The organism is Nocardioides mangrovi (genome assembly GCF_020073815.1).
Classification (GTDB): domain Bacteria; phylum Actinomycetota; class Actinomycetes; order Propionibacteriales; family Nocardioidaceae; genus Nocardioides; species Nocardioides mangrovi.
The window spans coordinates 542,988-568,413 of sequence record NZ_JAIQZJ010000001.1 but is presented as its reverse complement, the minus strand read 5'-3'; the positions used below and the strand labels follow the sequence as shown (position 1 = coordinate 568,413).

Sequence of the window (25,426 nt, the reverse complement as noted above, 5' to 3'; positions counted from 1 at the left end):
ACCACGACTTGTTCGCCACACTCTCCGACCGGCTCGCCGACACCTTCAAGAACCTCCGGGGGAAGGGTCGGCTCTCCGAGGCCGACATCGACGCCACCGCGCGCGAGATCCGGATCGCCCTGCTCGAGGCGGACGTCGCGCTGCCCGTCGTCAAGGAGTTCGTCGGCGCGGTCAAGGAGCGGGCCCGCGGCGAGGAGGTCAGCCAGGCGCTGAACCCCGCCCAGCAGGTCGTCAAGATCGTCAACGAGGAGCTCGTCGCGATCCTCGGCGGCGAGACCCGCCGGCTGCGCTACGCCAAGTCGGGCCCGACCGTCATCATGCTCGCCGGCCTCCAGGGCGCCGGCAAGACGACCCTGGCCGCCAAGCTCGCGCTCTGGCTCAAGGAGCAGGGCCGCTCGCCGATGCTGGTCGCCGCGGACCTCCAGCGCCCCAACGCCGTCAACCAGCTCCAGGTCAACGGCGAGCGGGTCGGTGTCACCGTCTTCGCGCCCGAGCCCGGGAACGGCGTCGGCGACCCGGTCCGGGTGGCGCGCGACGCGGTCGAGGAGGCCAAGCGCACCCTGCACGACACCGTCATCGTCGACACCGCGGGCCGCCTCGGCGTCGACGCGGAGCTGATGCAGCAGGCCGCGGACATCCGCGACGCGGTCCAGCCCGACGAGGTCCTCTTCGTCGTCGACGCGATGATCGGCCAGGACGCCGTCGTCACCGCCCAGGCCTTCCTCGACGGGGTCGGGTACGACGGCGTCGTCCTCACCAAGCTCGACGGCGACGCCCGCGGCGGTGCCGCCCTCTCGATCGCCTCGATCACCGGCAAGCCGGTCATGTTCGCCTCCAACGGCGAGAAGATGACCGACTTCGACCTCTTCCACCCCGACCGGATGGCCTCGCGCATCCTCGACATGGGCGACGTCATGACGCTCATCGAGCAGGCCGAGAAGGCGTTCGACGCCGAGCAGGCCGCCAAGGCCGCGGGCAAGCTCCAGTCGGGTGACTTCACCCTCGACGACTTCCTCGAGCAGATGCAGCAGGTCCGCAAGCTCGGCTCGATGTCGAAGATCATGGGGATGCTGCCCGGGATGGGGCAGTTCCGCGACCAGCTCGAGAACTTCGACGAGCGCGAGATCGACCGGATCCAGGCGATCATCCAGTCGATGACCCCGGCCGAGCGGGCCAACCCCAAGATCATCGACGGCTCGCGCCGCGCCCGCATCGCCCGCGGGTCCGGCCGCCAGGTCTCCGACGTCAACCAGCTCGTCGACCGCTTCTTCGAGGCGCGGAAGATGATGCAGCAGATGGCCAACGGCGGCGGGATCCCCGGCATGCCGGGGATGCCCGGCATGGGCGGCGGCAAGCGCGGCAAGACCAAGGCGCAGCCCAAGAAGGCCAAGGGTGCCAAGCGCTCCGGCAACCCCGCCAAGGCCGCCCAGCAGGCGGCTGCCGCCAAGGAGAAGGCCGCCGCGTCGGCCGGCAACCCGTTCGGCAACCCCAACGCCGAGCCGATCGACTACGAGCAGGCCGCAGCCGCGCTCGACCTGCCGAAGGACTTCTCGAAGTTCCTGAAGTAGGTCGCCGCGCGGGGGAGTTTCATCGGCCGGCCGATGAAACTCACGCCTGGACGACGAAACTTCATCGTCCAGGCGCCAGATCCGTCGGCCGGCCGATGAAACTCCTCCGGAGCAGCCCATGACCCAGGTCCTCGTCGTCGATGCCGCGAACGTCGTCGGCAGCCGGCCGGACGGCTGGTGGAAGGACCGCGCCGGTGCGGCCCGGCGGCTGCACGAGCAGCTGCTGGTCGCCGACGTCCCGCAGGAGCAGGTCGTGATGGTGCTCGAGGGCGCGGCCAAGGGCGGCGTACGTGCCGGTCGCGACGCCCACGTCCGCACCGTCCACGCACCGAAGGCCGGCGACGACACGATCGTGGCCGAGGCCAAGGCAGCCGCCGAGCGTGGCGACCGGGTCTTCGTCGTCACCGCCGACCGGATCCTGATGGGCCGCGTCGAGCGGTACGGCGCGACCGTGATGACGCCGTCCTGGCTGCTCGCGATCGTCGAATAGGCCCGTGACGACCGCCACTCGTACACTGGTGGCAGCACAGGGTTTCACGCGTCCTTGGAGGTGGGTTCGGCGCGTCGTTCCGACGCACCCGAAAGGCCCTCCCGTGTCACCCCTCGCCTCCTACCGGCGACTCTTCCAGCTTGCTGGGACGACGTACGTCGTGGTCGCCTTCCTCGCCCGGCTGCCGCTCGCGATGAGCCAGCTCGGGACCCTCCTCCTCGTCTCCGGCGCGACCGGCAGCTACGGCGTCGGCGGCCTCGCGGCCGGCGCGCTGGCCGTCGCCAACGCGCTCGGCGCGCCCGTCGCGGGCTCGCTCGCCGACCGGGTCGGCCAGCGCCACGTCGTGCTCGTCCAGTCGCTCGCGGGCGCCGCGTCGCTGACCCTCCTCGTCAGCCTCGTGCACGGCGGCGCCGGGGACGCGGCCGTCGTCGCGGTCGCCGCGCTGGCCGGTCTCACCATGCCGCAGGTCGGCCCTCTCGCCCGGGTGCGCTGGCGCCCCATCACCGCGCGGACCGGTGCCCACCAGCGCCGCCTGGTCGACGTGGCCTTCTCCTACGAGGGCGCGGCCGACGAGGCCTCGTTCGCGATCGGCCCGGCCCTCGTCGGCCTCGGCGTGGTCGCGTTCTCGCCGAGCGGCGCGCTGCTGCTCGCGGCGGCCATGCTCGCCCTCTTCGGTACGGCGTTCGCGCTGCACCCGACGGCCCGGTCGACCCGGGGCGACGGCCCGGCGCTGCCGAGCGGCCGGCTCTTCACCCCGGTGCTCGTCGTGCTGGTCGGCGCACAGCTGCTCATCGGCACGCTCTTCGGCGCCACCCAGACCGGCACCACCGTGCTCGCGACCCAGGTCGGCCAGCCCGGCCTCGCCGGGCTCGTGCATGCGACGCTCGGCCTCGGCAGCGCGCTCGCCGGCGTCGCGACCGTCTTCATCCCCGAGCGGATCGGACCCGAGCGCCGCATCCTCGGCGCCGCGGTCGCGCTGCTCGTGCTCTCGACGCCGCTGCTGCTCGTCGATGGGCTCCCGGCCCTCGTCGTCACGGTCGGCGTCCTCGGCTGCGCGGTCGCGCCGTTCATGATCGGTGTCTTCACCCTGGCCGAGCGGGTCGTCGACCCGAGCCGGATCGCGACCGCGATGACCGTCCTCGCGAGCTCGACGGGTCTGGGCTACGCACTCGGCTCCGGCGTCGCCGGTCGGCTCGCGGACGCGCACGGCCACACCGCCGCGTTCGCGGTGACCGTGACCGCCATGGCGCTCGCCGTGACGCTGGTCGCCACCCACCAGCGCCGGCTCCGCGCCGCGCTCGCCGTCACCCGGACGCCGGAGTTGGCCAAGGCCGCCTAACCGGCGGCCACCCGGCCGATCGCCAACGACACCGCGCCCAGCACCTCCGCCCGCTCGCCGAGCTCTCCGGACACCACCCGGACGGCGGCGGCGGTGTCCGGTTGGGCGTAGCGGTCGACCGCGGCCCGGATGCCCGTCACCAGCGGCGCGGCGGTCCCGAGCGAGCCGCCGACCACGATCGCCTCGGGATTGAGGCTGTTGGCCAGGTCGGCCAGTGCGCGACCGATCGACCGGCCCGCGTCGCTCAGCACCCGCGCGGTCGCGGCGTCGCCGTCCGCGGCGAGCTCCAGCACACGCTCGACCGAGAGCGGCTCGTCGTACGCCGGCTGCAGGAGCTCGAGCAGCCGCGGCGCCGCGACCATCGTCTCGAGGCAGCCGCGGTTGCCGCAGCGGCACACCTGGCCGTCCTCGCCGACCTGCACGTGGCCGATCTCCCCGGCGATCCCGGTCGCGCCGCGGTGCAGCCGGCCGCCGAGCACGATGCCGGCGCCGAGGCCGCTGGAGACCTTCACGTAGACGACGTCCCCGCAGCCGCGCGCGGCGCCGTGGGTCAGCTCGGCGAGTGCGCCGAGGTTGGCGTCGTTGTCGGCGTGGACCGGTACGTCGAGCCGGCGGCGCAGCTCGTCGGCGGGGGAGACGTCGCGCCAGCCGGGCAGGATCCCGGCGCGGATCCGGGAGGATCGCCGGTCGAGCGGCGCGGGCACGCACATCCCGACGGCCTGGAGCTGGTCGCGGTCGATGCCGGCCGCGGCGAGCAGGCCCCGCACCGCGTCGGCCGCGCGGTCGAGGGCGTCGGTGCCGTGCTCGTCGACGTCGGCGGCCGCGGTCTGCTCGTGCTGCACGACGCCGGCCCGGTCGGCGAGCGCCACCCGCACGTGGCGGTGACCGAGGTCGACCCCGGCGACGACCCCGGCCGGCGTGGCCAGCGCGACCAGCAGCGGGGGCCTCCCGCTGCCGCCCTTGTGCGGCCGTCCCCGGTCGGTCTCGACGACGTGACCGGCGGTCAGCAGCTCGCCGACCAGGCTCGAGACCGTGGTGCGGGACAGACCGGTGCGGCGCCCGAGGTCGGCCCGGCTCATCGGCCCCTCGGCGGCGAGGAGTGCGGTGACCGCGCGGCGGTTGGTGTCGCGGAGCCGCTCGAGGGAGCTGCTGCTCGGCATGCCGCCGACCGTACGCCGATTAGTCCGGAAGTCGCACTAACAACCGGGCGGATCGGGTTCTTTTCGCATTGACCCGGAATTATCGGCGTTCCTAACGTGACGGCTGTCACACCCCTTGATCTCGGCAAGGAGAGGCCATTGTCCAGTCACGCCCCCAGAAGGTCGCGCCGGTGGCGCCGTACGGCGCTCGCCCTCATCAGCGGAGGCGTCCTCGCCACCGCCCTGCTCCAGCCCACGTCGCCGGCCACCGCCGACGACCCGCTGCCCTACCAGGATCCGTCGCTGCCCACCGCGCAGCGCGTCGCCGACCTGCTCGGCCGGATGTCGCTCGCCGAGAAGATCGGCCAGATGACCCAGGCCGAGCGGATCGACGTCGACGCCGACACCTCGCTCATCACCGACAACTACCTCGGCAGCGTGCTGTCCGGAGGCGGCTCGGTCCCCGACCCGAACACGCCCGAGGCGTGGGCCGACATGGTCGACCGCTACCAGGAGGCCGCGCTCGCCACGCCGCTCGGCATCCCGCTCCTGTACGGCGTCGACTCCGTCCACGGCCACGGCAACCTCCAGGGCGCCACGGTCTTCCCGCACAACATCGGGCTCGGCGCCACCCGCGACCCGGCGCTGGTCGAGAAGATCGGCCACATCACCGCGGAGGAGACCCGCGCGACCGGGCCGCAGTGGGCGTTCGCGCCGTGCATCTGCGTCGCCCGCGACGACCGCTGGGGCCGCACCTACGAGAGCTACGGCGAGACCCCGCAGCTCGTCGAGTCGATGGAGACCTCGATCGACGGCCTCCAGGGCAAGCCGGGCCAGCTCGACCGGTCCGACCACGTGCTCGCCAGCGCCAAGCACTTCGCCGGCGACGGCCTGACCAGCTACGACGAGTCGGCGGCCGGCACCGGTGCCTACCCGATCGACCAGGGCATCGACCGGGTCAGCCGTGCGGAGTTCGCCAGGCTCGCGCTCGCGCCGTACGTCCCGGCGGTCAAGAAGCACCACGTCGGGACCGTGATGCCGTCCTTCTCCAGCACCGACTTCAACGGCGGCGACACCGACGACGCGGTGAAGATGCACGCCAACCAGGAGCTGATCACCGGCTGGCTCAAGGAGCAGCAGGGCTTCGAGGGCTTCGTGATCTCCGACTGGCGCGCGATCCGGCAGCTGCCGGGCACGTACGCCGAGCAGGTCGAGGCGTCGGTCAACGCCGGCGTCGACATGTTCATGGAGCCGATCCAGGCGCCGAACAACCCCGACGGCTGGGACGTCTTCATCCCGACCCTCACCCAGCTCGTCGAGGACGGCGACGTCTCGATGGACCGCATCGACGACGCCGTCTCGCGGATCCTGACCGCGAAGTTCGAGCTCGGGCTCTTCGAGCACCCGCTCACCGACCGCACCCACCTCGACCAGGTCGGCAGCAAGGCCCACCACCAGGTCGCCCGCCGGGCGGCCTCGGAGAGCCAGGTGCTGCTCCGCAACCAGCAGCGCACCCTGCCGCTGAAGTCGCACCAGGACGTGTACGTCGCCGGCAGCAACGCCGACAACATCGGCAACCAGGCCGGCGGCTGGACGCTGACCTGGCAGGGCGGCTCGACCAACGTGATCCCGGGGACCACCATCCTCGACGGCATCGAGCAGGCCGCCCACGGCAAGGTCGTCTACAGCGAGGACGCCTCCGCCCGGATCCCGCGGGGCTCTGCGGGCGTCGTGGTCGTCGGGGAGACGCCGTACGCCGAGGGCTTCGGCGACGTCGGCGGTCCCCAGTGGGCCTACGACCCCGGTGACAACGGCGTGCCGCGTCCGGAGCAGACGATGCAGCTCTCCGACGCCGACACCCAGGCGGTCAAGACGGTCTGCGCGCGGACGGTCTCCTGCACCGTGCTCGTCGTGTCGGGCCGGCCGATGATCATCCCGCCGGGGCTGCTCAACCAGATCGACGCCCTGGTCGCCTCGTGGCTGCCCGGCAGCGAGGGTGCGGGCGTCGCGGACGTGCTCTACGGACGCCGTCCCTTCACCGGCAAGCTGCCGGTGACCTGGCCGCGGAGCGTCGCCCAGGAGCCGATCAACATCGGCGACAAGCACTACCACCCGCTCTACCGCTACGGGTTCGGTCTGAGCACGAGGCGCTAGCCTCCGGAGGCATGGCTGACCCCGTGCTGAAGTTCTCCGGTCCGGTGCTCCCCGACGGCGAACGGCGTGAGCTGTACGTCGTCGGGGACACCGTCACCTACGAGCCCGTCGCGGGTGCCGAGCGCGCGCTCGACGGCTGGATCGTCCCGGGCCTGGTCGACGCGCACTGCCACCTCGGGCTGGGGGAGCAGGGCGCGATCAGCGACGAGGAGACCGAGCAGCAGGCGATCGAGGACCGCGACGGCGGCACCCTCCTGATCCGTGACTGCGGCTCGCCGGTCGACACCCGCTGGGTCCAGGAGCGTGCGGACCTGCCGCGGCTGATCCGCGCCGGCCGCCACATCGCGCGCACCAAGCGCTACCTGCGCGGCTACGCCCACGAGGTCGAGCCGGCCGACCTGACGGCCCAGGTCGCGGTCGAGGCGCAGCGTGGCGACGGCTGGGTCAAGCTCGTGGGGGACTGGATCTCCCGTGAGGAGGGCGACCTGGTGCCGTCCTTCCCGGCGGCCGACTTCGCCGCCGCGATCGAGGTCGCCCACCAGCACGGCGCCCAGGTCACCGCCCACTGCTTCGGCAGTGACGTGCTCACCGGGCTGCTCGAGGCCGGCATCGACTGCATCGAGCACGGCACCGGCCTCGACGAGTCGCACCTCGCCCACATGGCCGAGCGGCAGGTCGCGCTCGTGCCGACCGTCATGCAGACCGAGAAGTTCCCGGAGTACGCCTGGGCCGCACGCGGCAAGTTCCCCACCTACGCCCGGACCATGACCGACCTCTTCGTGCACCGCCGCGACACGCTGATGGCGGCGTACGACGCGGGCGTGCCGCTCTACGCCGGCTCCGACAACGGCGGTGTCAGCCGGCACGGCAACCTGGCCGGCGAGGTGATCGGGCTGGCGTCGATGGGCCTGCCGCGGGACTACGCCCTCGGCGCCGCGTCGTGGCGCGCGCGGGAGTGGCTGGGCTGGAACGCCGACCTCGCCGAGGGTGCGCCGGCCGACTTCGTGGTCTACGACGCCGATCCCCTCGAGGACCTGTCGGTGCTGCTCCGCCCCGCGTGCATCGTGCTGCGCGGGAAGGTGGTCGGCGGCTAGTGTCCTGAGCCGGAAGTTCATGCGCACCGGGCGTGCTCAGGGTGCGTGCATCGCAAGGCGCGGGAGCGCGGCTCTACTCGTTCGTCCAGCGAGCGACGGCAACGCAGCGAGGTGCGTGCGATGTGTGCGCGAAGCGCACACGAACTTCTGACTCAGGGCACTAGTCGCCCTCGGGCCGGACCAGGCGGAAGCGCCCGGGCGCGACCTCCTCGAACCACCGCGGCGCCTCGACGGACTCGCCGAGCGACGTGCGCAGGGCGGCGACCAGCCCCTCGACCCAGCGGTCGTCGTCCTCGCGGGACGCCGTCGCGGTGGCCTCGGTCTCGGCGCGCAGCCGCAGCGCGACCTGGCGGGAGGTGACCATCCGGGTGCCGGCGTAGAGCAGCACCTCGAGCAGGTCGACCTGCTCGACGGGGAGCACGACCTCGCGGTCGTCGATCACGACGATGTCGCGGTCGGGGTCGATCCGCAGCCCGCGGAACTCGACCCAGTCGCCCACGAAGCGCATGCCGAGCTCGAGCATGCCGGCCAGGTCGCGGGCGTCGCCGTCGGCCGCGGCGATGTCGGCGCGCAGCCGCTCGACCTCGGCGAGGTTCCAGCCGGAGACGTCCTCGGGGAGCATCTCGCTGACCGGGCGGCGGCCGGCGGCCGCGAGCCGGGCGCGCAGCTCGCGGGGCCGGATCGGCTTGGCGAGGTAGTCGTCGGCCCCGGCGGCGAACCCGGCCAGGATGTCGTCCTCGCGCGAGCGGGTGCTGATCACGACGATGTACGCCGGGCTGAACTCGCGGATCCGGCGGGTGGCCTCGAGACCATCCATCTCGGGCATCGCGACGTCGGTGGTCACCAGCACCGGCTCGTACTCGCGGGCGATCGCGATGCCCTCGAGGCCGTTCTCGGCGGTGACGACGGAGAAGCCGGCCATGGTGAGCACGGTGTCGAGGAGGTCCGAGACGTCGGGATCATCCTCGATGACGAGCGCGACCGGCCGAGCGGCCACCTCCTGAACTGACACCCGTGGAGTATGGCGCAGCGACAACGGCGCTGTCAGATTCCCGCGCCCTCGTCGGGAGGCTCGTCGGGGACCTGACCGCCAGGGCCGGTGGGAGCGGTCCCGTCCGGGCGCACGAGGCGGTAGCGGGTGCCGGACAGCTCCTCGAACCACCGGGGCGACTCGATGCTCTCGCCGAGCAGGACGCGGAGCCCGTCGACCAGGCCGGCGACCATCCGCTCGTCCTGCAGCTTGGTCGAGGTCGAGGTCTCCTCGGTCTGGTGGCGCAGCCGCAGCCCGATCTGGCGGGACGTGAGCACCCGCGTGCCGGCGTACATGAGCGTCTCCAGCAGCGTGACCTGGGTCGGTGGCAGCTCGACGGTGCGGTCGTCGACCACGACGAGCCCGCGGGCGGGGTTGATCCGCAGGCCGCGGAAGTCGACCCAGCCGCCGACGAACCGCATGCCGACCTCGAGCATGCCGTCGCGACCGTCCTGGCCGCCCTCGGGCGCGGGTGCGGTCTCGTCGACCTCGGCCACCGGCTCCGGCTCGTCCGGGATCGGCGCGGGCGCGCCCTCGCTGATCTCCCGCAGGAGCTGCGCGCGCTCGGCGTCCTCCTGGGCGGGCTCCCAGGCGGGGGCGGTGCCGGCGAGCAGCTCCGTCGGCGGACGGCGCGCCACCGCGGCGAGCCGGGCCCGCAGCTCGCGCGGCCGGATCGGCTTGGTGACGTAGTCGTCGGCACCGGCCTCGAAGCCGGCCAGCACGTCGCTCTCCTGGGAGCGGGTGCTCACGATGACGATGTACGTCGAGCTGAACTCGCGGATCCGCCGGGTCGCCTCCAGCCCGTCCATCTGCGGCATCTGCACGTCGATGGTGGCCAGGATCGGCCGGTGCTCGCGGGCCAGCTCGACGCCCTCGGCGCCGCTCGCGGCGGTGTGGACGGTGAACCCGGCCTGCGTCAGCACCAGGTCGAGGAGGTCGGAGACGTCCGGGTCGTCCTCGATGACGAGGGCGACCGGCCGCGTGACCACCCCCGAATCCGACACGGCGAGGAGTATCCCAGCCCGACGCCCCGGCGTCAGGCCTTCGGACGCGACTGGCGCGTCGCGAAGAGGATGCCCGTGACGAGCAGGATTACGATGCCGGTCAGGCCGAGGAGTCCGGGGATCAGGATGCCGAGCGCGATCGCGAGGACGAAGCTGCCGATCTTCGGCATCGGGCCGATCAGCACCGACTCGGTCTGCGCGATGCCGGCCGGGTCGCACTGCACCCTCAGGTGGCCGGAGCCGGGGTCGAAGCGGTAGAGCCCCTCGAGGTCGCCGTGGGAGTCGTTGCGCTCGAAGGAGCCGCTCACGGGGCGGTAGTCGATCGGCTGCCCGGTCTCGAGGTCGGTGATCGAGCAGGTCTGGCGCGCGTCGTCGAGCCAGAGCATCCGGTCGCCGTCGGTGCCGACGGTGACCGTGTGCGGCCTCCCGTCGGCCCGGACGGTCGCGTCGGAGTCGAGGAAGCCCGCGAGCGCCCACACGAACAGCCCGATCGCGACCACGATCGCGACCACGATGAGCCCGCCGCCGACCACGAACCACACCCAGCTGGGGCGATACTTGACCGGCCGCGCCGGGTAGCCGGGCGGGTAGCCGGACGGCACGGGGTACGACGGCGGCGGCTGGCTCACGCAGCCACCCTCACCCGGATTGCGGCGCCCCGCAACGGAGCTCCGCTCCGTGCCGCTTCGCGCCGGCGTCGCACCGCGGCCGATTTCTCCGGTCGGCAGTACGTCTGGCAGACTTCTCGGCTGAGTCCTGCGCCCTCGGACCCTCTCACCCGGTGGCGCAGTGCCCATCGAGGTCCCGACCTGGTGTTCCCCACCCGGTGCGCGGTTCCTCACCACACACAACTTCCGAGGAGACACCACAAACGTGGCCGTCAAGATCCGTTTGAAGCGCCTGGGCAAGATCCGGGTGCCGCAGTACCGCATCGTCGTCGTCGACTCGCGCAAGAAGCGCGACGGTCGCGTGATCGAGGAGATCGGCAAGTACCACCCCAAGGAGGACCCGTCGTACATCGACGTCACCTCCGACCGGGCGCAGTACTGGCTCGGCGTCGGCGCCCAGCCGTCCGAGGCCGTCGAGGCGATCCTCAAGATCACCGGCGACTGGCAGAAGTTCAAGGGCCTGCCGGGCCAGGAGGGCACCCTCCAGGTCGCCGCTCCCAAGCCGGACAAGCTCGCGATCTTCAACGAGGCCCTCAAGGACGCCGCGAACGAGCCCAAGGGCGACGCGGTGACCAAGAAGTCCGCCGCCAAGAAGAAGGCCGACGAGAAGCCCGCCGAGGAGGCCCCGGCCGCCGAGGAGGCTCCCGCCGAGGAGGCCCCCGCCGAGGAGGCCCCGGCCGCCGAGGCTGCCGCTGACGAGGCTCCGGCCGCCGCCGAGGGCGACGCCGAGAAGGCCGAGTCCTGAGCGCCATGCTCGCCGAGGCGCTGGAGCACCTGGTCCGCGGCGTCGTCGACAACCCGGACGACGTCGTCGTGCGCGACAAGCAGCTCCGCCGTGGCTCGATCCTCGAGGTCCGGGTGCACCCCGACGACCTCGGCAAGGTGATCGGCCGGGGCGGGCGCACCGCCACGGCGTTCCGCACCGTGATCTCCGCGCTCGCGGGTCGTGGTGGGGCACGCATCGACTTCGTCGACGTGGACCGGCGTCGCTGAGACGCAGCAACACCGCTTGAATGGGTGTCGCCCCTCCGGGGGCGGCACCCGTTCTGCATTCCCGGGTTTCATCGAGAGGTAGTGAGTGGAGACGATCGAGGTCCTCGTGGGCCGCATCGGCAAGCCGCACGGCATCCGGGGCGACGTCACCGTCGACGTCCGCACCGACGAGCCGGAGCGACGCTTCGCCCGTGGGGCGGTGCTCCGCGTCGAGCCGCCGCGCGGGTCGCACACCCCGCACCGGACGCTCACGGTCGCGACGACCAAGTGGCACCAGTCGGTGCTGCTGGTGCGCTTCGAGGAGATCCCTGACCGCAGCGCCGCCGAGGCGGCCCGCGGGATCCTCCTGCGCGCCGACATCCCCGCCGACGCGTCGCCGGACGACCCCGACGAGTTCTACGACCACCAGCTGACCGGGCTGGCGGCGTACGACGTCGAGGGCACGCACCTCGGCGAGGTCACCGGCGTCGTCCACGGCGGCGCCCAGGACCTGCTGGCCGTCCGCACCCCGGACGGGCGCGACACGCTCGTCCCCTTCGTCAAGGCGCTCGTGCCCGAGGTCGACGTCGCCGGCGGCCGGGTCGTGATCGCCGACCGCCCGGGACTGGTGACCCCGCTGCCCGACGAGGGCTGAGGGCGACCGATGCGCATCGACGTCCTCACGATCTTCCCCGACTACCTCGCCCCGCTCGAGCTCTCGCTCGCGGGCAAGGCGAGGGAGAAGGGCCTCATCGACGTCCGGGTCCACGACCTGCGCGCGTGGACCCACGACCGGCACCGCACCGTCGACGACACGCCCTACGGCGGCGGCGCCGGCATGGTGATGAAGCCGGAGCCGTGGGGCGAGGCCCTCGACGAGCTGCTGGCGGACGGCCCCGCCACCGTGGTCTTCACGACCCCGTCGGGGCAGCCCTTCACCCAGGCCGTGGCTCGCGAGCTGGCGACGCGGGAGCGGATCGTCTTCGCCTGCGGGCGCTACGAGGGCATCGACCAGCGGGTGATCGACGAGGTCGGCAGCCGCGCCGAGGTGCGGGAGATCTCGCTCGGCGACTACGTGCTCAACGGGGGAGAGGTCGCCGCGCTCGCGGTCACCGAGGCCGTCGTGCGGCTGGTGCCCGGCTTCATGGGCAACGCGGAGTCGCTGACCGAGGAGTCCCACGAGGACGGGCTGCTGGAGTACCCCGTCTACACGAAGCCCGCGTCGTGGCGCGGCCTCGACGTGCCGCCGGTGCTGCTGTCCGGCGACCACGCCGCGATCGCGGCCTGGCGGCGCGACCAGGCGGTCCGTCGTACGGCGGCGCGACGCCCGGACCTGCTGCCGGCCTCGACGCTCCTCGACGACGTCGAGATCCGGCCCGTCGAGCCCGCCGACGCCGGCGAGCTCTACACGCTCCAGCGCGCCTGCTGGGTGCAGGAGATGCACGACAACCCGGGCGTCCGCATCCCCGCGCTGCACGAGTCGTACGACGAGCTGCGCGCCTGGATCGCCCGCGACACGGTCCTCGTCGCCCGCTCGGCGGGCCGCCTCGTCGGCGCGGTGCGTGCGTCGCTGGACGGCGAGGAGTGGGAGATCGGCCGGCTCATGGTCGCCCCCGACCTCGCCGGCCGCGGGCTCGGCCGCACGCTGCTCGAGCGGATCGAGGAGCTCGCGCCCGCCGCCGCCACGACGTACTCGCTCTTCACCGGCGCGGGCAGCGCCCGCAACCAGCGGATGTACAAGAAGGCGGGCTACCGCCTCCAGCCCGGCGAGCCGATCCCCGGCGCCGTACGCCTGACCAAGAGGCGACCCAGGTAGGGCAGAGTCGGCTGGCTGCCGCCCCGGCACGCACCTGAGCACCTTCTCCTCAGTCGCCGTGCCTCCGGCACGGCTCCCTCGTCGGCGGCACTCATGCACGCACCGTGACGACAACCAGCTCGACAGCCCCCACCTGCGTCACCTCAGCGGATTCGCCGCGGCTGAAGCGGCTGTGGCAGACTTGACCCTCGGTCCAGCCGGCCAAACAAGGATCGCCCGACAGAACATCCGACGGGATCCGCACCACCTCCTGCCACAGGGGGAGCGTGGCGCCGCCGGCCACCAGGCTCGGACCAGCGACAACTGCATGACCATCCCCGTACCGCGGCTGACCTGTGGCACTCGCGAGGAGAACAATGAGCAACGTCATTGCCGAGCTCGGCAACTCGATCAAGCGGACCGACCTGCCGGAGTTCCGCGCCGGTGACACCGTCAAGGTGCACGTCAAGGTCGTCGAGGGCAACCGGTCCCGCATCCAGGTCTTCCAGGGCGTCGTCATCCGCGTCCACGGCTCCGGCGTGGGTCGCACCTTCACCGTCCGCAAGGTCTCCTTCGGCGTCGGTGTCGAGCGCACCTTCCCGCTGAACTCCCCGATCTTCGAGCAGGTCGAGGTCGTCACCCGCGGTGACGTCCGCCGCGCGAAGCTCTACTACCTGCGCAACCTCCGCGGCAAGAAGGCCAAGATCAAGGAGCGCCGGGAGGCCTGAGAGCCTCTCAGGCACCTCGTCTAACCTCACCGCGTGAACATCGAAGACCGCGACCCGGCCCCCGTCGTACCCGACGAGCCGGAGTCGCGGTCTTCTGCCGTCCAGGCCTCCGACGAGGCGGCCGCGACGCCGGGGAAGCCGGGCAAGAAGCAGAAGAAGCACCTGCCGGTGTGGCAGGAGACGATCCTGCTGCTCGGGGTCGCGCTGGTCCTGGCGATCGTCATCAAGGCGCTCTTCATCCAGGCCTTCTACATCCCGTCGGAGTCGATGGAGCCCGGGCTGGTCAAGAACGACCGGATCCTGGTCGAGAAGCCGTCGTACTGGCTGGGCGGGACGCCGCAGCGCGGTGACGTCGTCGTCTTCGACGACCCGGGCGGCTGGCTCGACGCCGAGGAGTCGGCGGGCCCGACCTCCGGCGTCGGCAAGCTGCTCGCCAAGGTGGGCCTCTACCCGACCGGCGGGCACCTCGTGAAGCGGGTGATCGGCGTCGCCGGCGACACCATCAAGTGCTGCGACGACCAGGGCCGGCTCCTGGTCAACGGCCAGCCGCTCAACGAGAAGGACTACGCCAAGCTCGACGGCCAGGACTGCTACGGGCCGATGGTCGACGACTGCACCAAGAACTGGACGATCGGCCCGATCCCGGCCGGGCACCTCTTCGTGATGGGCGACAACCGCAGCCACTCCGCCGACTCGTCGGCGCACATGTGCAAGCCGGACGAGACCGACTGCACCCGCAACCCGTACGTCGACGTCGACGACGTGGTCGGCAAGGTGTTCACGCTGCTGTGGCCGCGCGACCGCTTCACGTTCCTGCACCGGCCCGACACCTTCGCGGACGTCCCCGACCCCTCCTGAGGTCCCGTTGGCCCCGACCACACCTCCGTCCCTCCGCATCGAGCGGCGCATGCTCCGCGGGGGCATCACCTCGCTCGCGTGCAGCGACGAGGTCGGGCGGGGCGCGCTGTGCGGCCCGGTCACCGTCGGCATGGTCGTCGTCACCGAGACCACGAGGACCGCACCGCAGGGGGTCCGCGACAGCAAGCTCCTGACCGCGGAGGCCCGCCGGCGGCTGGTGCCGCGGATCCAGCGCTGGGCGGCGCCGTACGCCGTCGGGCACGCGAGCCCGGCCGAGATCGACGAGTTCGGCATCATCGCCGGCCTCCGGCTCGCGGGGCACCGGGCGATGGCGCAGCTGTCGGTGCTCCCGGACACGGTGCTGCTCGACGGCAACCACGACTACCTGACGTCCCCGGAGCAGGGCACGCTCCTCGGGCCACCGGTGGTGGTGGAGACCGTCCCGCCGGTGGTCACCATGATCAAGGCCGACCTGCGCTGCGCGGCCGTCGCCGCCGCGAGCATCCTCGCGAAGACCGCCCGCGACCAGATCATGGTCGAGCTCGCCGACGAGCACCCGGAGTACGGCTGGGCCGTCAACAAGGGCTACTCCGCCCCCGAGCACATCGCGGCCCTCGCCGAGCACGGCCCGAGCCCGCACCACCGGATGTCCTGGCGGCTGCCCGGCACCTACTCCCCGTGGGGCGAGGGAGCCGGCGACGCGCCGCTCGCCGTCCCCGCCGACGCGCTCGACGGCGACGAGGTCGTGGAGACCCTGCTCTAGACGGCGTACTGATCTGGACCCAGGGCGACCATCCCGGCACGGTCGGCGGCGTGGGTGCGAGCGAGGAAGCGGGCCATCAGGCGCTCGTAGGTCCCCGTCGGCCGGCCGTCCAGCCCTCCGCGGCGCGGCCCGCACAGCACGACACCCGCGACCATCCCGGCACGGTAGCCCGACCGGGATAGAGTCGGCGTCGTGAGCGCGGAGGACCTCGAGAAGTACGAGACCGAGATGGAGCTGACGCTCTATCGGGAGTACCGCGACGTCGTCGGGATCTTCAAGTACGTGGTCGAGACCGATCGTCGCTTCTACCTGTGCAACCAGGTCGACGTGAAGGCCCGCACCGAGGCCGGCGACGTCTTCTTCGAGGTCTCGATGAGCGACGCCTGGGTCTGGGACATGTACCGCCCGGCCCGCTTCGCCAAGAACGTCAAGGTGCTGACCTTCAAGGACGTCAACGTCGAGGAGCTCAGCCCCTCCGAGATCGACCTGCCCAAGAGCTGACCCTTCTGCGGAGCCACTTTCTCTCCACAGCGGCGCCTCTGACCAGCTTCTCCACAGCTCGGTCCTGACCTCGGCCCGCCCGTCCGTCCCGGCCGCCACCCTGGCGGTCAGGAGGTCACGGACATGACGGGTACAACGGCAGCCCAGCGGCACGCGTTGGGGGAGATGGGCGAGCGGATCGCCGAGCAGCACCTCGTGGCGGCGGGGATGGTCGTGCTCGACCGCAACTGGAGGTGCTCCGCGGGCGAGATCGACCTCGTGCTGCGTGAGGGGCACGTGCTGGTCGTCTGCGAGGTCAAGACGCGCAGCAGCCTCGACCACGGCACCCCGCACGAGGCGGTCGGGGACGCCAAGCTGGACCGGCTGCGCCGGCTCGGCACGGCCTGGCAGGCCGCCCACGGGGTGACGGTGCCCGACGTGCGGGTCGACCTGGTCGCGGTCCTGCGGCCGCGGCGCGGCCCCTCGGTCGTCGAGCACGTGCGGGGGATCGGCTGATGGCCGTCTCCACGACCCGCGCCGTGTCCCTCAACGGCGCCGTGGGCCACCTCGTCGACGTCCAGACCGACGTCTCTCCCGGTCAGGCCGGCCTGACCCTGGTGGGGCGCCCCGACTCGATGCTCAACGAGGCGCCCGACCGGTGCCGGATGGCCGTCGTCAACAGCGGGCTCACCTGGCCCGCCACCAAGCGGATCACGGTGTTGCTGTCGCCGGCCGACCTGGTCAAGCGAGGCACCCACTTCGACCTGGCGGTCGCGGTGTCGGTGCTCGCCGCCGACGGCTCGGTCCCGGTGGAGCCGCTCGAGGCGACCGCGTTCATCGGCGAGCTCACCCTCGACGGCAACCTCCGCGCGGTCGCCGGCGCCCTGCCGATGGTCCTGGCGGCCGCCGAGCGCGGCATCCGGCGGGTGTTCGTGCCCGAGCCGCAGGCGCGGGAGGCCGCGATGGTGCCCGACATGGAGGTCTTCGGGATGCGGTCCCTCGCCCAGGTCGTCGCCGAGCTCCGTGGGGAGGAGGTGCCCGAGGCGCCGCCGGTGGCGCCGATGTCCGGTGCCCGGCTGCTCAGCTGGCGCGGCGAGGACCGGCTCGAGGAGACGGACATGTCCGACCTGCTCGGCATGGAGGACGTCCGCTTCGCGGTCGAGGTCGCGGCGGCCGGCGGCCACCACCTGCTGCTGTCGGGGCCCAAGGGCTCGGGCAAGACCAGCGTGGCCGAGCGGATCCCGGGGCTGCTGCCCGACCTGACCCGCTCCGAGTCGTTGGAGCTGACGGCGGTCCACTCCCTCGCCGGCATCCTCGACCCCAGCGCGGGGATGCTGGTCCGGCCGCCGTTCTCGGCGCCCCACCACGACGCGAGCAAGGCCAGCCTCATCGGAGGCGGCAGCGGTGCCGTCCGGCCCGGAGAGGTGAGCCGCGCCCACGCGGGCGTGCTCTTCCTCGACGAGTTCCCGCTCTTCCGCTCCGACGTGATCGAGGCCCTCCGGCAGCCGCTCGAGAGCGGTGACGTCACGATCGCCCGCCAGGAGGAGTCGGTGACGCTCCCCGCCCGCGGGATGGTGGTGCTCGCGTGCAACCCGTGTCCCTGCGGCGAGTGGACCAAGGACCAGCGCAGCAGCCGGTGCCAGTGCGCGCCGCGGGCGGTGCGTGACTACCAGATGCGGGCTACCGGACCCGTGGCCGACCGGGTCGACATCGTGCGCAACCTGCGGGCCCTGCGCAGGGGCGACCGACCCGATCCGCTCTCGGTGCCGGAGTCGTCGGCGAGCATCCGGGCCCGGGTCGAGGAGGCGCGGCTGCGGCAGGCCGACCGGTTCGGCCGGGAGAGCTGGCGCCTCAACGCCCACGCGCCGGGTCCGGCACTGCGTGAGCGGTGGCCCCTTCCGCCGCGGGGTCAGCGCCTGCTCGACGACCAGGTCTACGGCGGTGCCCTCTCGCGACGCGGGGCGACCCGGGTCCACCGGGTCGCCTGGACGGTCGCCGACCTGCGTCGGCTCTCCTCCCCGGGGATCGCCGAGGTGGAGACCGCCCTGTGCCTGCGGACCGGCGACCCGCTGCTGGTGGCGATGCTGGAGCGGGTCTCATGACCGACGCCGACCGGCTCGCCCGGATGACCCTGGGCCGGATCGTGGAGCCCGGACGGCTCTCGATGCTCGGCGCCGTGACCGACGTCGGCGCGGTCGCTGTCCTCGACGGCCTGCGCGCCAGTCCGGAGACGAGGCCACGGGTGCTCCAGGCGGAGGTCGACGCCCAGCGGGATCTCGAGCGCGCCGCCCGTGCCGGGCTGCGGTTCGTCGTCCCGGGCGACGAGGAGTGGCCCGGCGGTCTCGACGACCTCGCGCACGCGGGCCCGGTGCAGGAGCGCGGGGGAGTCCCGCTGGGGCTGTGGGTCCGCGGCCCGCTGCGCCTCGACCGGATCGCCGGGTCGCTGGCCGTCGTCGGCTCGCGGGCGGCCACGACCTACGGCGTCGACATCGCCCGTGAGCTGGCCGCCGACGTGGCGGAGTCCGGACGGGTCGTGGTCTCGGGCGCGGCCTACGGCATCGACCAGGCCGCCCATCGCGGTGCGATCTCGGTCGACGTCCCGACGGTCGCGGTGCTGGCGTGCGGCGCGGACAGCGTCTACCCGCCGCGGCACGCCGACCTGCTCGCCCACATCGCGACGACCGGTGCGGTGGTTTCCGAGACGGTGCCGGGTGGCGCCGCGATGCGGGTCAGGTTCCTGACCCGCAACCGCCTCATCGCCGCGATGACCGAGGGGACGGTGGTCGTCGAGGCGGCGCTGCGCAGTGGTGCGCTCAACACCGCCAACTGGGCGGGCCGTCTCAACCGGCACCTGCTCGGCGTCCCCGGCCCCGTCACGAGCGCCGCGTCGGGCGGGGTCCACGAGCTGGTCCGCAGCGGTGCGGCGGGCCTGGTGACCTCCGGCGCCGAGGTGCTCGAGGTGCTCGGCTCGGCCGGCGAGCACCTCCTCGACCGACCCCGGGGGCGAGACCGCGCGCGGGACGCGCTGACCGACCGGCAGCGGGTGGTGCTCGACGCGGTGCCTCTCGGCCGCGGCGCCTCGCCGCTGTCGATCGCGCGCGTGGCGGGACTGACGGCCGACGGCACCCACGCCACGCTCCGCGAGCTGGAGGTCACCGGGATGGTCGAGGAGTCCGCCGACGGATGGCGCCTGGCGGCGCTCGCCATCGACTGAGCGCGGCGCGGCCTCACGGCGCGCCGTCGGGCGCGAACCTAGAGTGAGGACGTGAGTGAGGCGACCCCAGCCGCCCCGGACGAGCTGCCGGAGCCGATGGCCCAGGTGCTCGCCGACTACGAGCGACACCTCGCAGTCGAGCGGGACCTCACCGAGCACACGGTCCGGGCCTACCTCGCCGACGTCGGGAGCCTGCTCGACCACGCAGCCCGGCTCGGGGACACGACCGTCGGGCAGCTCGACCTGCGCACCCTGCGCAGCTGGCTCGCCAAGCAGCAGACGATGGGCCGGTCCCGCACCACGATCGCTCGTCGGGCGACCGCGGCCCGGGTGTTCACCGCGTGGCTGGCGCGCACCGGTCGCGCCGAGACCGACGCCGGCGCCAGCCTCGGCTCACCGAAGACCCACCAGACCCTGCCGCCGGTGCTGCGCACCGACGAGGCCGTCGACCTCATCCACGCCGCGACCGAGGCCGCCGACGACGGCAGCCCGGTGGGGCTGCGCGACATCGCGATGCTCGAGCTGCTCTACGCCACCGGCATCCGGGTGGGCGAGCTCGTGGGGCTCGACGTCGACGACGTCGACCGCGAGCGCAACGTGGTCCGCGTCTTCGGCAAGGGCCGCAAGGAGCGGACCGTGCCGTTCGGGCGGCCCGCCGCCCGCGCGCTGGACTTCTGGGCGCGGCACGGTCGACCCGCCCTGGCGGTCGAGGGATCGGGCGCCGCGCTCTTCCTCGGCGCCCGGGGACGGCGCATCGACCAGCGCGCGGTGCGGAGCATGGTCCACCGGCGCATCGCCGACGTGCCAGGTGCGCCCGACATCGGTCCCCACGGGCTGCGCCACACCGCCGCGACCCACCTCCTCGAGGGCGGCGCCGACCTCCGGTCCGTCCAGGAGCTGCTCGGCCACGCCTCGCTCGCGACCACCCAGCTCTACACGCACGTCACCACGGACCGGCTGCGACGGGCCTACCAGCAAGCACATCCGCGGGCGTGAGGGCGTCGAGCGGCGGTCGCCACCCGGCGTACGGCGAGGTGGGAGCCGTCGCGCGCGCCGCGGGCACCGGTTGGTCCTGCCAGAGCGGGAGGAGCCGCACCGGCCCGGCGCCGACCAGGCGCAGCGGATCGAGGTAGGTCTCGTCCTCGATCCAGCCCCAGTGCAGGCAGGCCTGGGGCAGGCAGTGGGAGCCGGCGGTGGAGAGCCGGCCGATCCGGTCGCCGGCCGCGACGACGTCGCCCGTCCCGACGGTCGCCTCGACCGGCTCGTAGGTGGTGCGGGTGGACCCGTGGTCGACCACGACGACGCCGCGGCCGGCGAGCACCCCGGCCCACGACACCCGGCCGGGGAGGGCAGCGTGCACCGCCTGACCCGGGCTCCCGAGCAGGTCGACCCCGCGGTGGCCGGCACCCCACGGGTCGTCGGGTGGGTCGAAGCCGGCGACGACCTCCGGCTGCGGCGCCAGCGGCCACACGCCCACCGGGTCCGGGTCCGCCACGGCGGGCGCGGCGACCAGCAGGAGGGCGGTGACGAGGAGCGCGCCGAGCGCGGGTCGTGGTGTCATGGGACGAGCGTGCGACGGTCCGGCGACGGCCGCGACCACGGGCGCGCTGACCTGTGGAAACGCCGCTCCGGAGCCAGCCTGTGGACGGTTCCCGGCGATTCGCCTGAGCGACGCCTGTGGACTACTCTTGTCGGCGCAACCCGCATGGGTTGACTTCGCACGTCCGCAGACCGCGACGGGACCTGGCACTCCGAGGACCCGGCCACCCGTGGGCGTGACCCTCAGTCCGGTCTCCAGCGATGGAGCAGCCGGTCGGGTCGCGCGCAGGCGTCAGGGCCGAGGGCACCCGCCCGAGGCAGCAACTGAAAACCACACGCGAGCACGCCTCGGTCCGACCTCCCCGTCACTGGTCACCAGCGATGGGGTCCCAAGGTCGGGCGCCAACGGGCGCGGGCTCCACACACCAGGAGATTCACATGGCAGTCGTGACCATGCGCCAGCTTCTCGAGAGCGGCGTGCACTTCGGACACCAGACCCGTCGCTGGAACCCGAAGATGAAGCGCTTCATCATGACCGAGCGCAACGGCATCTACATCATCGACCTGCAGCAGTCGCTGGCCTACATCGACCGCTCGTACGCCTTCATCAAGGAGACCGTCGCCAAGGGCGGCACCGTGATGTTCGTGGGCACCAAGAAGCAGGCCCAGGAGGCGATCGCCGAGCAGGCGACCCGCGTCGGCATGCCCTACGTCAACCAGCGCTGGCTGGGCGGCATGCTCACCAACTTCTCGACCGTGCACCAGCGGATCAACCGCCTCAAGGAGCTCGACGAGATCGACTTCGACAACGTCGCCGGCTCCGGTCGCACCAAGAAGGAGCTCCTGCAGATGAAGCGGGAGCGCGACAAGCTGGAGAAGACCCTCGGCGGTATCCGCGAGATGGGTCGCACCCCGTCGGCCGTCTGGATCGTCGACACCAAGAAGGAGCACCTCGCCGTCGAGGAGGCCCGCAAGCTCCGGATCCCGATCATCGGCATCCTGGACACCAACTGCGACCCCGACGAGGTCGACTTCCCGATCCCGGGCAACGACGACGCGATCCGCGCCGTCGGCCTGCTGACCCGCGTGGTCGCGGACGCCGTCGCCGAGGGCCTCATCGCCCGCTCCGGTGCCAAGGCCTCCGAGGGCACCGAGGCCGTGGGTGCCGAGGAGCCGCTGGCCGAGTGGGAGCGCGAGCTCCTCACCGGTGACGCCGAGCAGGCCGCCGCCGAGGCGACCGGCGACGCCGACGCCGAGACCCCCGCCGCCGAGGCGACCGGTGCCGCCACCGAGGCCGCTGAGGCCGTCGAGGCCACCGAGGCCGCCGCCGAGGCGACCGACGCCCCGGCCGAGGCTCCGGCCGAGCAGGCCTGAGCACCGCAACCACTTCGGACCACTTCGAGGAATTCGAGGAAGAAGGAACATGGCTTACACCGCAGCCGACGTGAAGAAGCTCCGTGAGCTGACCCAGGCCGGCATGATGGACTGCAAGAAGGCGCTCGACGAGACCGACGGCGACTTCGACAAGGCCGTCGAGCTGCTCCGCGTCAAGGGTGCGGCCAAGGCCGCCGCCCGCGCCGCGGAGCGCGAGGCCTCGGCCGGGCTGGTCGCAGCCTCCGGCAACGCCCTGATCAGCCTCAAGGCCGAGACGGACTTCGTCGCCAAGAACGAGGCCTTCATCTCCGCCGCGCAGCAGATCGCGGACGCCGCCGACGCCAACCAGGTCGGCGACGCCGAGGCGCTCAAGGCCGTCTCGCTCGGTGACAAGACCGTCGGCGAGACCGTCGACGAGCTCGCCCGCACGATCGGCGAGAAGATCGAGCTCGGCGAGGTCGCCTACTTCGACGGCGCGACCACGGTCTACCTGCACAAGAAGGCCAGCGACCTGCCCCCGACCCTGGGCGTGCTCGTCCAGTTCGAGGGTGACGAGGCCGCCGCCAAGCAGGCCGCCCAGCAGGCTGCGGCCCTCAAGGCGCAGTACCTCACCAGCGACGAGGTCCCGGCCGACGTCGTGGAGGCCGAGAAGAACGTGCTGACCAAGAAGACGCTCGAGGAGGGCAAGCCCGAGGCTGCCGTCGCGAAGATCGTCGAGGGTCGCATCAACGCCTTCTTCAAGGAGATCGTCCTGCTCGACCAGGAGTCGGTCTTCGAGGCCAAGAAGTCGGTCAAGCAGGTGCTCGACGCCGCCAACACCCAGGTGACCAAGTTCGCCCGGTTCGAGGTCGGCGCCTGACGCCCGCACCACCGCAGCACCCGTAGCGGCCGGGCCGACGAGAGATCGTCGGCCCGGCCGCTGCATTTGTCCTCAGGAGCGCTCCGCGGACACCGATGTCGAGTACTGTCCGTCTGCGGTCCACGTCGGACCGCCACCTATCCCCGGGGGAGCTCGCACATGGGATTCATGGACAAGGTCCGTGGACAGTTCATCGACATCATCGAGTTCCTCGATGACAGCCGCGACACGCTCGTGTGGCGGTTCCCCCGCCAGGGCAACGAGATCAAGATGGGCGCCCAGCTGGTGGTCCGCGAGGGTCAGGTAGCGGTCTTCGAGAGCGAGGGTGAGATCGCCGACGTCTTCGGGCCCGGCACCTACACGCTCGAGACCGAGAACATCCCGATCCTCTCCACCCTCAAGGGCTGGAAGTACGGCTTCAACTCGCCGTTCAAGGCCGAGGTCTACTTCGTCGGCACCCGTCTCTACACCGACATGAAGTGGGGCACCCAGAACCCCGTCACCCTCCGCGACGCGGAGTTCGGGATGGTCCGGCTGCGCGCGTTCGGCACCTACCAGCTCCAGGTCGTCGACCCGAGCAAGCTGCTGCGCCAGCTCGTCGGCACCGACCCGCAGTTCCGCACCGACGAGGTCGCGGAGTACCTCCGCCAGCAGATCGTCTCCGAGGTCGGTACGGCGATCGCCGCGGCCAACATCCCGATGCTCGACCTGGCCGCCAACCAGCAGGGCATCGCGACCGCGCTCGCGCAGACGCTGACCGCGAACCTCACCGAGATGGGCATCAGCATCCCGCGGTTCATCATCGAGAACATCTCGCTGCCGCCCGAGGTCGAGGCGGCGCTCGACAAGCGCACCCAGATGGGCGTCCTCGGCAACCTCGACCAGTACACCAAGTTCCAGACCGCCGAGGCGATCGGCGACGCTGCCAACAACCCCGGCGGAGCCGGCGAGGGCATGGGTCTGGGCATGGGCATGGCGATGGGCCAGCAGATGGCCAACGCGCTCAACCAGCAGCAGGCCGCACCGCCGGCGCCCCCTGCCGCGGCCGCGCCGCCGCCGATCCCGGGGGCCGCCCAGCCGTGGTTCCTGGCGGTCAACGGTCAGCAGGCGGGGCCCTTCCCGCTCGACCAGCTGCCCGCCAAGGTCGCGTCGGGGGAGCTGACCCCCGCCACGCTGGTCTGGCAGCAGGGCATGGGCGCGTGGACGCCCGCGGGCGAGACGCCCGGCGTCAAGGACCTCTTCGGCGCGACCCCGCCGCCGCTCCCGCCGCAGGCCTGACGTGGCGACCGCGACCTGCCCCTCCTGCGGGGCGCAGACGGAGTACGCCCCGGGGACGACCGTGCTCAAGTGCGGTTCCTGCGGCAGCGAGCAGCAGATCGCGGCCTCGACGGCCGTGATCCGCGAGCACTCGTACGACGAGTGGCACGCCGCCCACGGCCGCACCGACGTGGCGACCATCGGCGCCCACGTGCTGCGCTGCCAGGGATGCGGCGCGAGCACCGAGACGGTCGACATCGCCGGCTCCTGCCAGTTCTGCGGCGGCGCCCTCATCGCCGTCGAGCAGCCGGAGGGGCTGGTGCAGCCCGAGGCCATCATCCCCTTCCACGTCGACCGGCGCGGCGCCCAGGACGCGTTCGGCGGCTGGGTGAAGTCGCGCTGGTTCGCGCCCGACGCCCTCAAGGCGGTCAACTCCACCGAAGGTCTGCAGGGCACCTACCTGCCGCACTGGACCTACGACGCCCACACGGAGACCGACTACGTCGGTGAGCGGGGCGACTACTACTACGTGACGAAGACCCGCCAGGTCTCCGACGGCCAGGGCGGCACGCGCACCGAGACCTACCAGGAGCGGCACACGCGCTGGTCGCGGGCTTCGGGGCACGTCGCCCGCTCGTTCGACGACGTGCTCGTGGTCGGCAGCCACCGGATCGAGCCCGACAAGGTCGAGAAGATGGGGCCGTGGCGGCTGGAGGACGCGCGTCCCTTCCAGTCCGACTTCCTCACCGGCTACTCCGCCCTGCGCTACGACGTCGACCCCGACGACGGCTCCGCGCTCGCACGCCAGCGGATGGCGGACGTCGTCGAGGACGACTGCCGCTCCGACATCGGCGGCGACGAGCAGCGCGTCTCGGACATGGACATCACCTACTCCCAGGCGATGTTCAAGCTGGTGCTGATGCCGCTGTGGATCGCGACGTACCTCTACAACGGGAAGTCGTGGACGGTGCTGGTCAACGCCAACACCGGCGAGGTCGTCGGCGACCGGCCCTACAGTGCGGTGAAGATCACGGCGGCCGTCGTCGCCGCGGTGGCGCTGGTCGCCCTGGTGATCGCGCTCTTCGCTCTGGCCTAGCCCCA

General features: G+C 72.4%; 27 protein-coding genes. 21 read left to right on the top strand and 6 right to left on the bottom strand.

Annotation, left to right across the window (positions count from 1 at the left end; genetic code table 11):
• Positions 1-8 precede the first annotated feature (8 nt).
• The 3 genes from ffh (at position 9) to K8U61_RS25325 (ending at position 3,397) form a co-directional block, all read left to right on the top strand.
• Complete coding sequence (gene ffh, locus K8U61_RS02655; protein WP_224121414.1) at positions 9-1,568, top strand: signal recognition particle protein; 1,560 nt, start codon at positions 9-11, stop codon at positions 1,566-1,568.
• Between the two features lie 118 nt (positions 1,569-1,686).
• Entirely contained in the window at positions 1,687-2,058 is a 372-nt protein-coding gene (locus K8U61_RS02650) for a hypothetical protein (protein WP_224121413.1), read from the top strand.
• Between the two features lie 103 nt (positions 2,059-2,161).
• Entirely contained in the window at positions 2,162-3,397 is a 1,236-nt protein-coding gene (locus tag K8U61_RS25325) for an MFS transporter (protein ID WP_224121412.1), read from the top strand.
• Here K8U61_RS25325 and K8U61_RS02640 read toward each other — a convergent pair.
• Positions 3,394-4,557 (bottom strand): ROK family transcriptional regulator, encoded by a 1,164-nt coding sequence (locus tag K8U61_RS02640; protein WP_224121411.1) that lies wholly within the window; start codon positions 4,555-4,557, stop codon positions 3,394-3,396. The two genes, K8U61_RS25325 and K8U61_RS02640, sit on opposite strands and share 4 nt — an antisense overlap.
• Before the next feature lie 138 nt (positions 4,558-4,695).
• Here K8U61_RS02640 and K8U61_RS02635 point away from each other — a divergent pair, with 138 nt between their 5' ends.
• Together K8U61_RS02635 and K8U61_RS02630 are read left to right on the top strand one after the other, a co-directional pair.
• The gene (locus tag K8U61_RS02635) at positions 4,696-6,690 is read left to right on the top strand and encodes a glycoside hydrolase family 3 protein (protein WP_224121410.1); all 1,995 of its coding nucleotides are present in this window, start codon (positions 4,696-4,698) and stop codon (positions 6,688-6,690) included.
• A gap of 11 nt (positions 6,691-6,701) precedes the next feature.
• The gene (locus tag K8U61_RS02630; RefSeq protein WP_224121409.1) at positions 6,702-7,784 is read left to right on the top strand and encodes an amidohydrolase family protein; all 1,083 of its coding nucleotides are present in this window, start codon (positions 6,702-6,704) and stop codon (positions 7,782-7,784) included.
• A 160-nt stretch (positions 7,785-7,944) separates the two neighbouring features.
• Here the strand turns inward: K8U61_RS02630 and K8U61_RS02625 are convergent, their stop codons facing one another.
• From K8U61_RS02625 to K8U61_RS02615, 3 genes are read right to left on the bottom strand one after another with little or no spacing between them, the layout of a single operon-like run.
• The gene (locus tag K8U61_RS02625) at positions 7,945-8,796 is read right to left on the bottom strand and encodes a response regulator transcription factor (protein WP_224121408.1); all 852 of its coding nucleotides are present in this window, start codon (positions 8,794-8,796) and stop codon (positions 7,945-7,947) included.
• A gap of 32 nt (positions 8,797-8,828) precedes the next feature.
• Complete coding sequence (locus K8U61_RS02620; RefSeq protein ID WP_224121407.1) at positions 8,829-9,818, bottom strand: response regulator; 990 nt, start codon at positions 9,816-9,818, stop codon at positions 8,829-8,831.
• 32 nt (positions 9,819-9,850) lie between these two features.
• On the bottom strand, positions 9,851-10,447 hold the full coding sequence (locus tag K8U61_RS02615) for a hypothetical protein (RefSeq protein ID WP_224121406.1): 597 nt from the start codon (positions 10,445-10,447) through the stop codon (positions 9,851-9,853).
• 244 nt (positions 10,448-10,691) lie between these two features.
• Here K8U61_RS02615 and rpsP point away from each other — a divergent pair, with 244 nt between their 5' ends.
• The 7 genes from rpsP to rnhB all read left to right on the top strand — a co-directional run bounded on the left by rpsP (position 10,692) and on the right by rnhB (position 15,602).
• Positions 10,692-11,231, top strand: a complete 540-nt coding sequence (gene rpsP, locus K8U61_RS02610) for a 30S ribosomal protein S16 (RefSeq protein ID WP_224121405.1) — start codon at positions 10,692-10,694, stop codon at positions 11,229-11,231.
• A gap of 5 nt (positions 11,232-11,236) precedes the next feature.
• Positions 11,237-11,479 carry an RNA-binding protein gene (locus tag K8U61_RS02605; RefSeq protein ID WP_224121404.1) on the top strand — a complete coding sequence of 81 codons (243 nt, stop codon included), beginning with the start codon at positions 11,237-11,239 and terminating at the stop codon, positions 11,477-11,479.
• 85 nt (positions 11,480-11,564) lie between these two features.
• Complete coding sequence (gene rimM / locus K8U61_RS02600; RefSeq protein ID WP_224121403.1) at positions 11,565-12,113, top strand: ribosome maturation factor RimM; 549 nt, start codon at positions 11,565-11,567, stop codon at positions 12,111-12,113.
• A 9-nt stretch (positions 12,114-12,122) separates the two neighbouring features.
• Complete coding sequence (trmD, locus tag K8U61_RS02595) at positions 12,123-13,274, top strand: tRNA (guanosine(37)-N1)-methyltransferase TrmD (protein ID WP_224121402.1); 1,152 nt, start codon at positions 12,123-12,125, stop codon at positions 13,272-13,274.
• A 356-nt stretch (positions 13,275-13,630) separates the two neighbouring features.
• Entirely contained in the window at positions 13,631-13,981 is a 351-nt protein-coding gene (rplS, locus tag K8U61_RS02590; protein ID WP_224121401.1) for a 50S ribosomal protein L19, read from the top strand.
• A 33-nt stretch (positions 13,982-14,014) separates the two neighbouring features.
• Positions 14,015-14,839: a signal peptidase I gene (gene lepB / locus K8U61_RS02585; RefSeq protein ID WP_224121400.1), complete on the top strand. Its 825-nt coding sequence runs from the start codon at positions 14,015-14,017 to the stop codon at positions 14,837-14,839.
• Between the two features lie 49 nt (positions 14,840-14,888).
• Positions 14,889-15,602 carry a ribonuclease HII gene (gene rnhB, locus K8U61_RS02580; RefSeq protein WP_224121399.1) on the top strand — a complete coding sequence of 238 codons (714 nt, stop codon included), beginning with the start codon at positions 14,889-14,891 and terminating at the stop codon, positions 15,600-15,602.
• Here the strand turns inward: rnhB and K8U61_RS02575 are convergent.
• On the bottom strand, positions 15,599-15,757 hold the full coding sequence (locus K8U61_RS02575; RefSeq protein WP_224121398.1) for a hypothetical protein: 159 nt from the start codon (positions 15,755-15,757) through the stop codon (positions 15,599-15,601). The genes rnhB and K8U61_RS02575 overlap by 4 nt on opposite strands.
• Positions 15,758-15,794: 37 nt before the next feature.
• Here K8U61_RS02575 and K8U61_RS02570 point away from each other — a divergent pair, with 37 nt between their 5' ends.
• The 5 genes from K8U61_RS02570 to K8U61_RS02550 all read left to right on the top strand — a co-directional run bounded on the left by K8U61_RS02570 (position 15,795) and on the right by K8U61_RS02550 (position 20,292).
• Positions 15,795-16,103, top strand: a complete 309-nt coding sequence (locus tag K8U61_RS02570) for a DUF2469 domain-containing protein (RefSeq protein ID WP_224121397.1) — start codon at positions 15,795-15,797, stop codon at positions 16,101-16,103.
• A 123-nt stretch (positions 16,104-16,226) separates the two neighbouring features.
• Positions 16,227-16,598 (top strand): YraN family protein, encoded by a 372-nt coding sequence (locus K8U61_RS02565; RefSeq protein ID WP_224121396.1) that lies wholly within the window; start codon positions 16,227-16,229, stop codon positions 16,596-16,598.
• On the top strand, positions 16,598-18,184 hold the full coding sequence (locus K8U61_RS02560) for a YifB family Mg chelatase-like AAA ATPase (protein WP_224121395.1): 1,587 nt from the start codon (positions 16,598-16,600) through the stop codon (positions 18,182-18,184). Before K8U61_RS02565 ends, K8U61_RS02560 begins: the two co-directional genes overlap by 1 nt.
• Positions 18,181-19,296: a DNA-processing protein DprA gene (gene dprA / locus K8U61_RS02555; protein WP_224121394.1), complete on the top strand. Its 1,116-nt coding sequence runs from the start codon at positions 18,181-18,183 to the stop codon at positions 19,294-19,296. Before K8U61_RS02560 ends, dprA begins: the two co-directional genes overlap by 4 nt.
• Positions 19,297-19,392: 96 nt before the next feature.
• The gene (locus K8U61_RS02550; RefSeq protein WP_224121919.1) at positions 19,393-20,292 is read left to right on the top strand and encodes a tyrosine recombinase XerC; all 900 of its coding nucleotides are present in this window, start codon (positions 19,393-19,395) and stop codon (positions 20,290-20,292) included.
• Here the strand turns inward: K8U61_RS02550 and K8U61_RS02545 are convergent.
• Complete coding sequence (locus K8U61_RS02545) at positions 20,240-20,857, bottom strand: M23 family metallopeptidase (RefSeq protein WP_224121393.1); 618 nt, start codon at positions 20,855-20,857, stop codon at positions 20,240-20,242. The two genes, K8U61_RS02550 and K8U61_RS02545, sit on opposite strands and share 53 nt — an antisense overlap.
• A 416-nt stretch (positions 20,858-21,273) precedes the next feature.
• Here K8U61_RS02545 and rpsB point away from each other — a divergent pair, with 416 nt between their 5' ends.
• The 4 genes from rpsB to K8U61_RS02525 all read left to right on the top strand — a co-directional run bounded on the left by rpsB (position 21,274) and on the right by K8U61_RS02525 (position 25,421).
• Positions 21,274-22,209, top strand: coding sequence for a 30S ribosomal protein S2 (gene rpsB, locus K8U61_RS02540; protein WP_224121392.1), 936 nt, complete (start codon positions 21,274-21,276; stop codon positions 22,207-22,209).
• Positions 22,210-22,258: 49 nt separating this feature from the next.
• Positions 22,259-23,068 (top strand): translation elongation factor Ts, encoded by an 810-nt coding sequence (gene tsf, locus K8U61_RS02535; RefSeq protein ID WP_224121391.1) that lies wholly within the window; start codon positions 22,259-22,261, stop codon positions 23,066-23,068.
• Between the two features lie 159 nt (positions 23,069-23,227).
• Positions 23,228-24,346: an SPFH domain-containing protein gene (locus tag K8U61_RS02530; protein ID WP_224121390.1), complete on the top strand. Its 1,119-nt coding sequence runs from the start codon at positions 23,228-23,230 to the stop codon at positions 24,344-24,346.
• 1 nt (position 24,347) lies between these two features.
• Positions 24,348-25,421, top strand: a complete 1,074-nt coding sequence (locus tag K8U61_RS02525; protein ID WP_224121389.1) for a TFIIB-type zinc ribbon-containing protein — start codon at positions 24,348-24,350, stop codon at positions 25,419-25,421.
• Positions 25,422-25,426: the final 5 nt, after the last annotated feature.

What these genes read in the sequence shown, in the direction of transcription:
- rpsB (WP_224121392.1), top strand. Translation starts at nt 21,274, where the DNA reads ATGGCAGTCGTGACCATGCGCCAGCTTCTCGAGAGCGGCGTGCACTTC.
- K8U61_RS02640 (WP_224121411.1), bottom strand. Translation starts at nt 4,557, where the DNA reads ATGCCGAGCAGCAGCTCCCTCGAGCGGCTCCGCGACACCAACCGCCGC.
- K8U61_RS02630 (WP_224121409.1), top strand. Translation starts at nt 6,702, where the DNA reads ATGGCTGACCCCGTGCTGAAGTTCTCCGGTCCGGTGCTCCCCGACGGC.
- K8U61_RS02650 (WP_224121413.1), top strand. Translation starts at nt 1,687, where the DNA reads ATGACCCAGGTCCTCGTCGTCGATGCCGCGAACGTCGTCGGCAGCCGG.
- K8U61_RS02545 (WP_224121393.1), bottom strand. Translation starts at nt 20,857, where the DNA reads ATGACACCACGACCCGCGCTCGGCGCGCTCCTCGTCACCGCCCTCCTG.
- K8U61_RS02575 (WP_224121398.1), bottom strand. Translation starts at nt 15,757, where the DNA reads ATGGTCGCGGGTGTCGTGCTGTGCGGGCCGCGCCGCGGAGGGCTGGAC.
- K8U61_RS02565 (WP_224121396.1), top strand. Translation starts at nt 16,227, where the DNA reads ATGACGGGTACAACGGCAGCCCAGCGGCACGCGTTGGGGGAGATGGGC.
- tsf (WP_224121391.1), top strand. Translation starts at nt 22,259, where the DNA reads ATGGCTTACACCGCAGCCGACGTGAAGAAGCTCCGTGAGCTGACCCAG.
- K8U61_RS02605 (WP_224121404.1), top strand. Translation starts at nt 11,237, where the DNA reads ATGCTCGCCGAGGCGCTGGAGCACCTGGTCCGCGGCGTCGTCGACAAC.
- rnhB (WP_224121399.1), top strand. Translation starts at nt 14,889, where the DNA reads ATGCTCCGCGGGGGCATCACCTCGCTCGCGTGCAGCGACGAGGTCGGG.
- rplS (WP_224121401.1), top strand. Translation starts at nt 13,631, where the DNA reads ATGAGCAACGTCATTGCCGAGCTCGGCAACTCGATCAAGCGGACCGAC.
- K8U61_RS02560 (WP_224121395.1), top strand. Translation starts at nt 16,598, where the DNA reads ATGGCCGTCTCCACGACCCGCGCCGTGTCCCTCAACGGCGCCGTGGGC.
- trmD (WP_224121402.1), top strand. Translation starts at nt 12,123, where the DNA reads ATGCGCATCGACGTCCTCACGATCTTCCCCGACTACCTCGCCCCGCTC.
- dprA (WP_224121394.1), top strand. Translation starts at nt 18,181, where the DNA reads ATGACCGACGCCGACCGGCTCGCCCGGATGACCCTGGGCCGGATCGTG.
- K8U61_RS02550 (WP_224121919.1), top strand. Translation starts at nt 19,393, where the DNA reads ATGGCCCAGGTGCTCGCCGACTACGAGCGACACCTCGCAGTCGAGCGG.
- K8U61_RS02530 (WP_224121390.1), top strand. Translation starts at nt 23,228, where the DNA reads ATGGGATTCATGGACAAGGTCCGTGGACAGTTCATCGACATCATCGAG.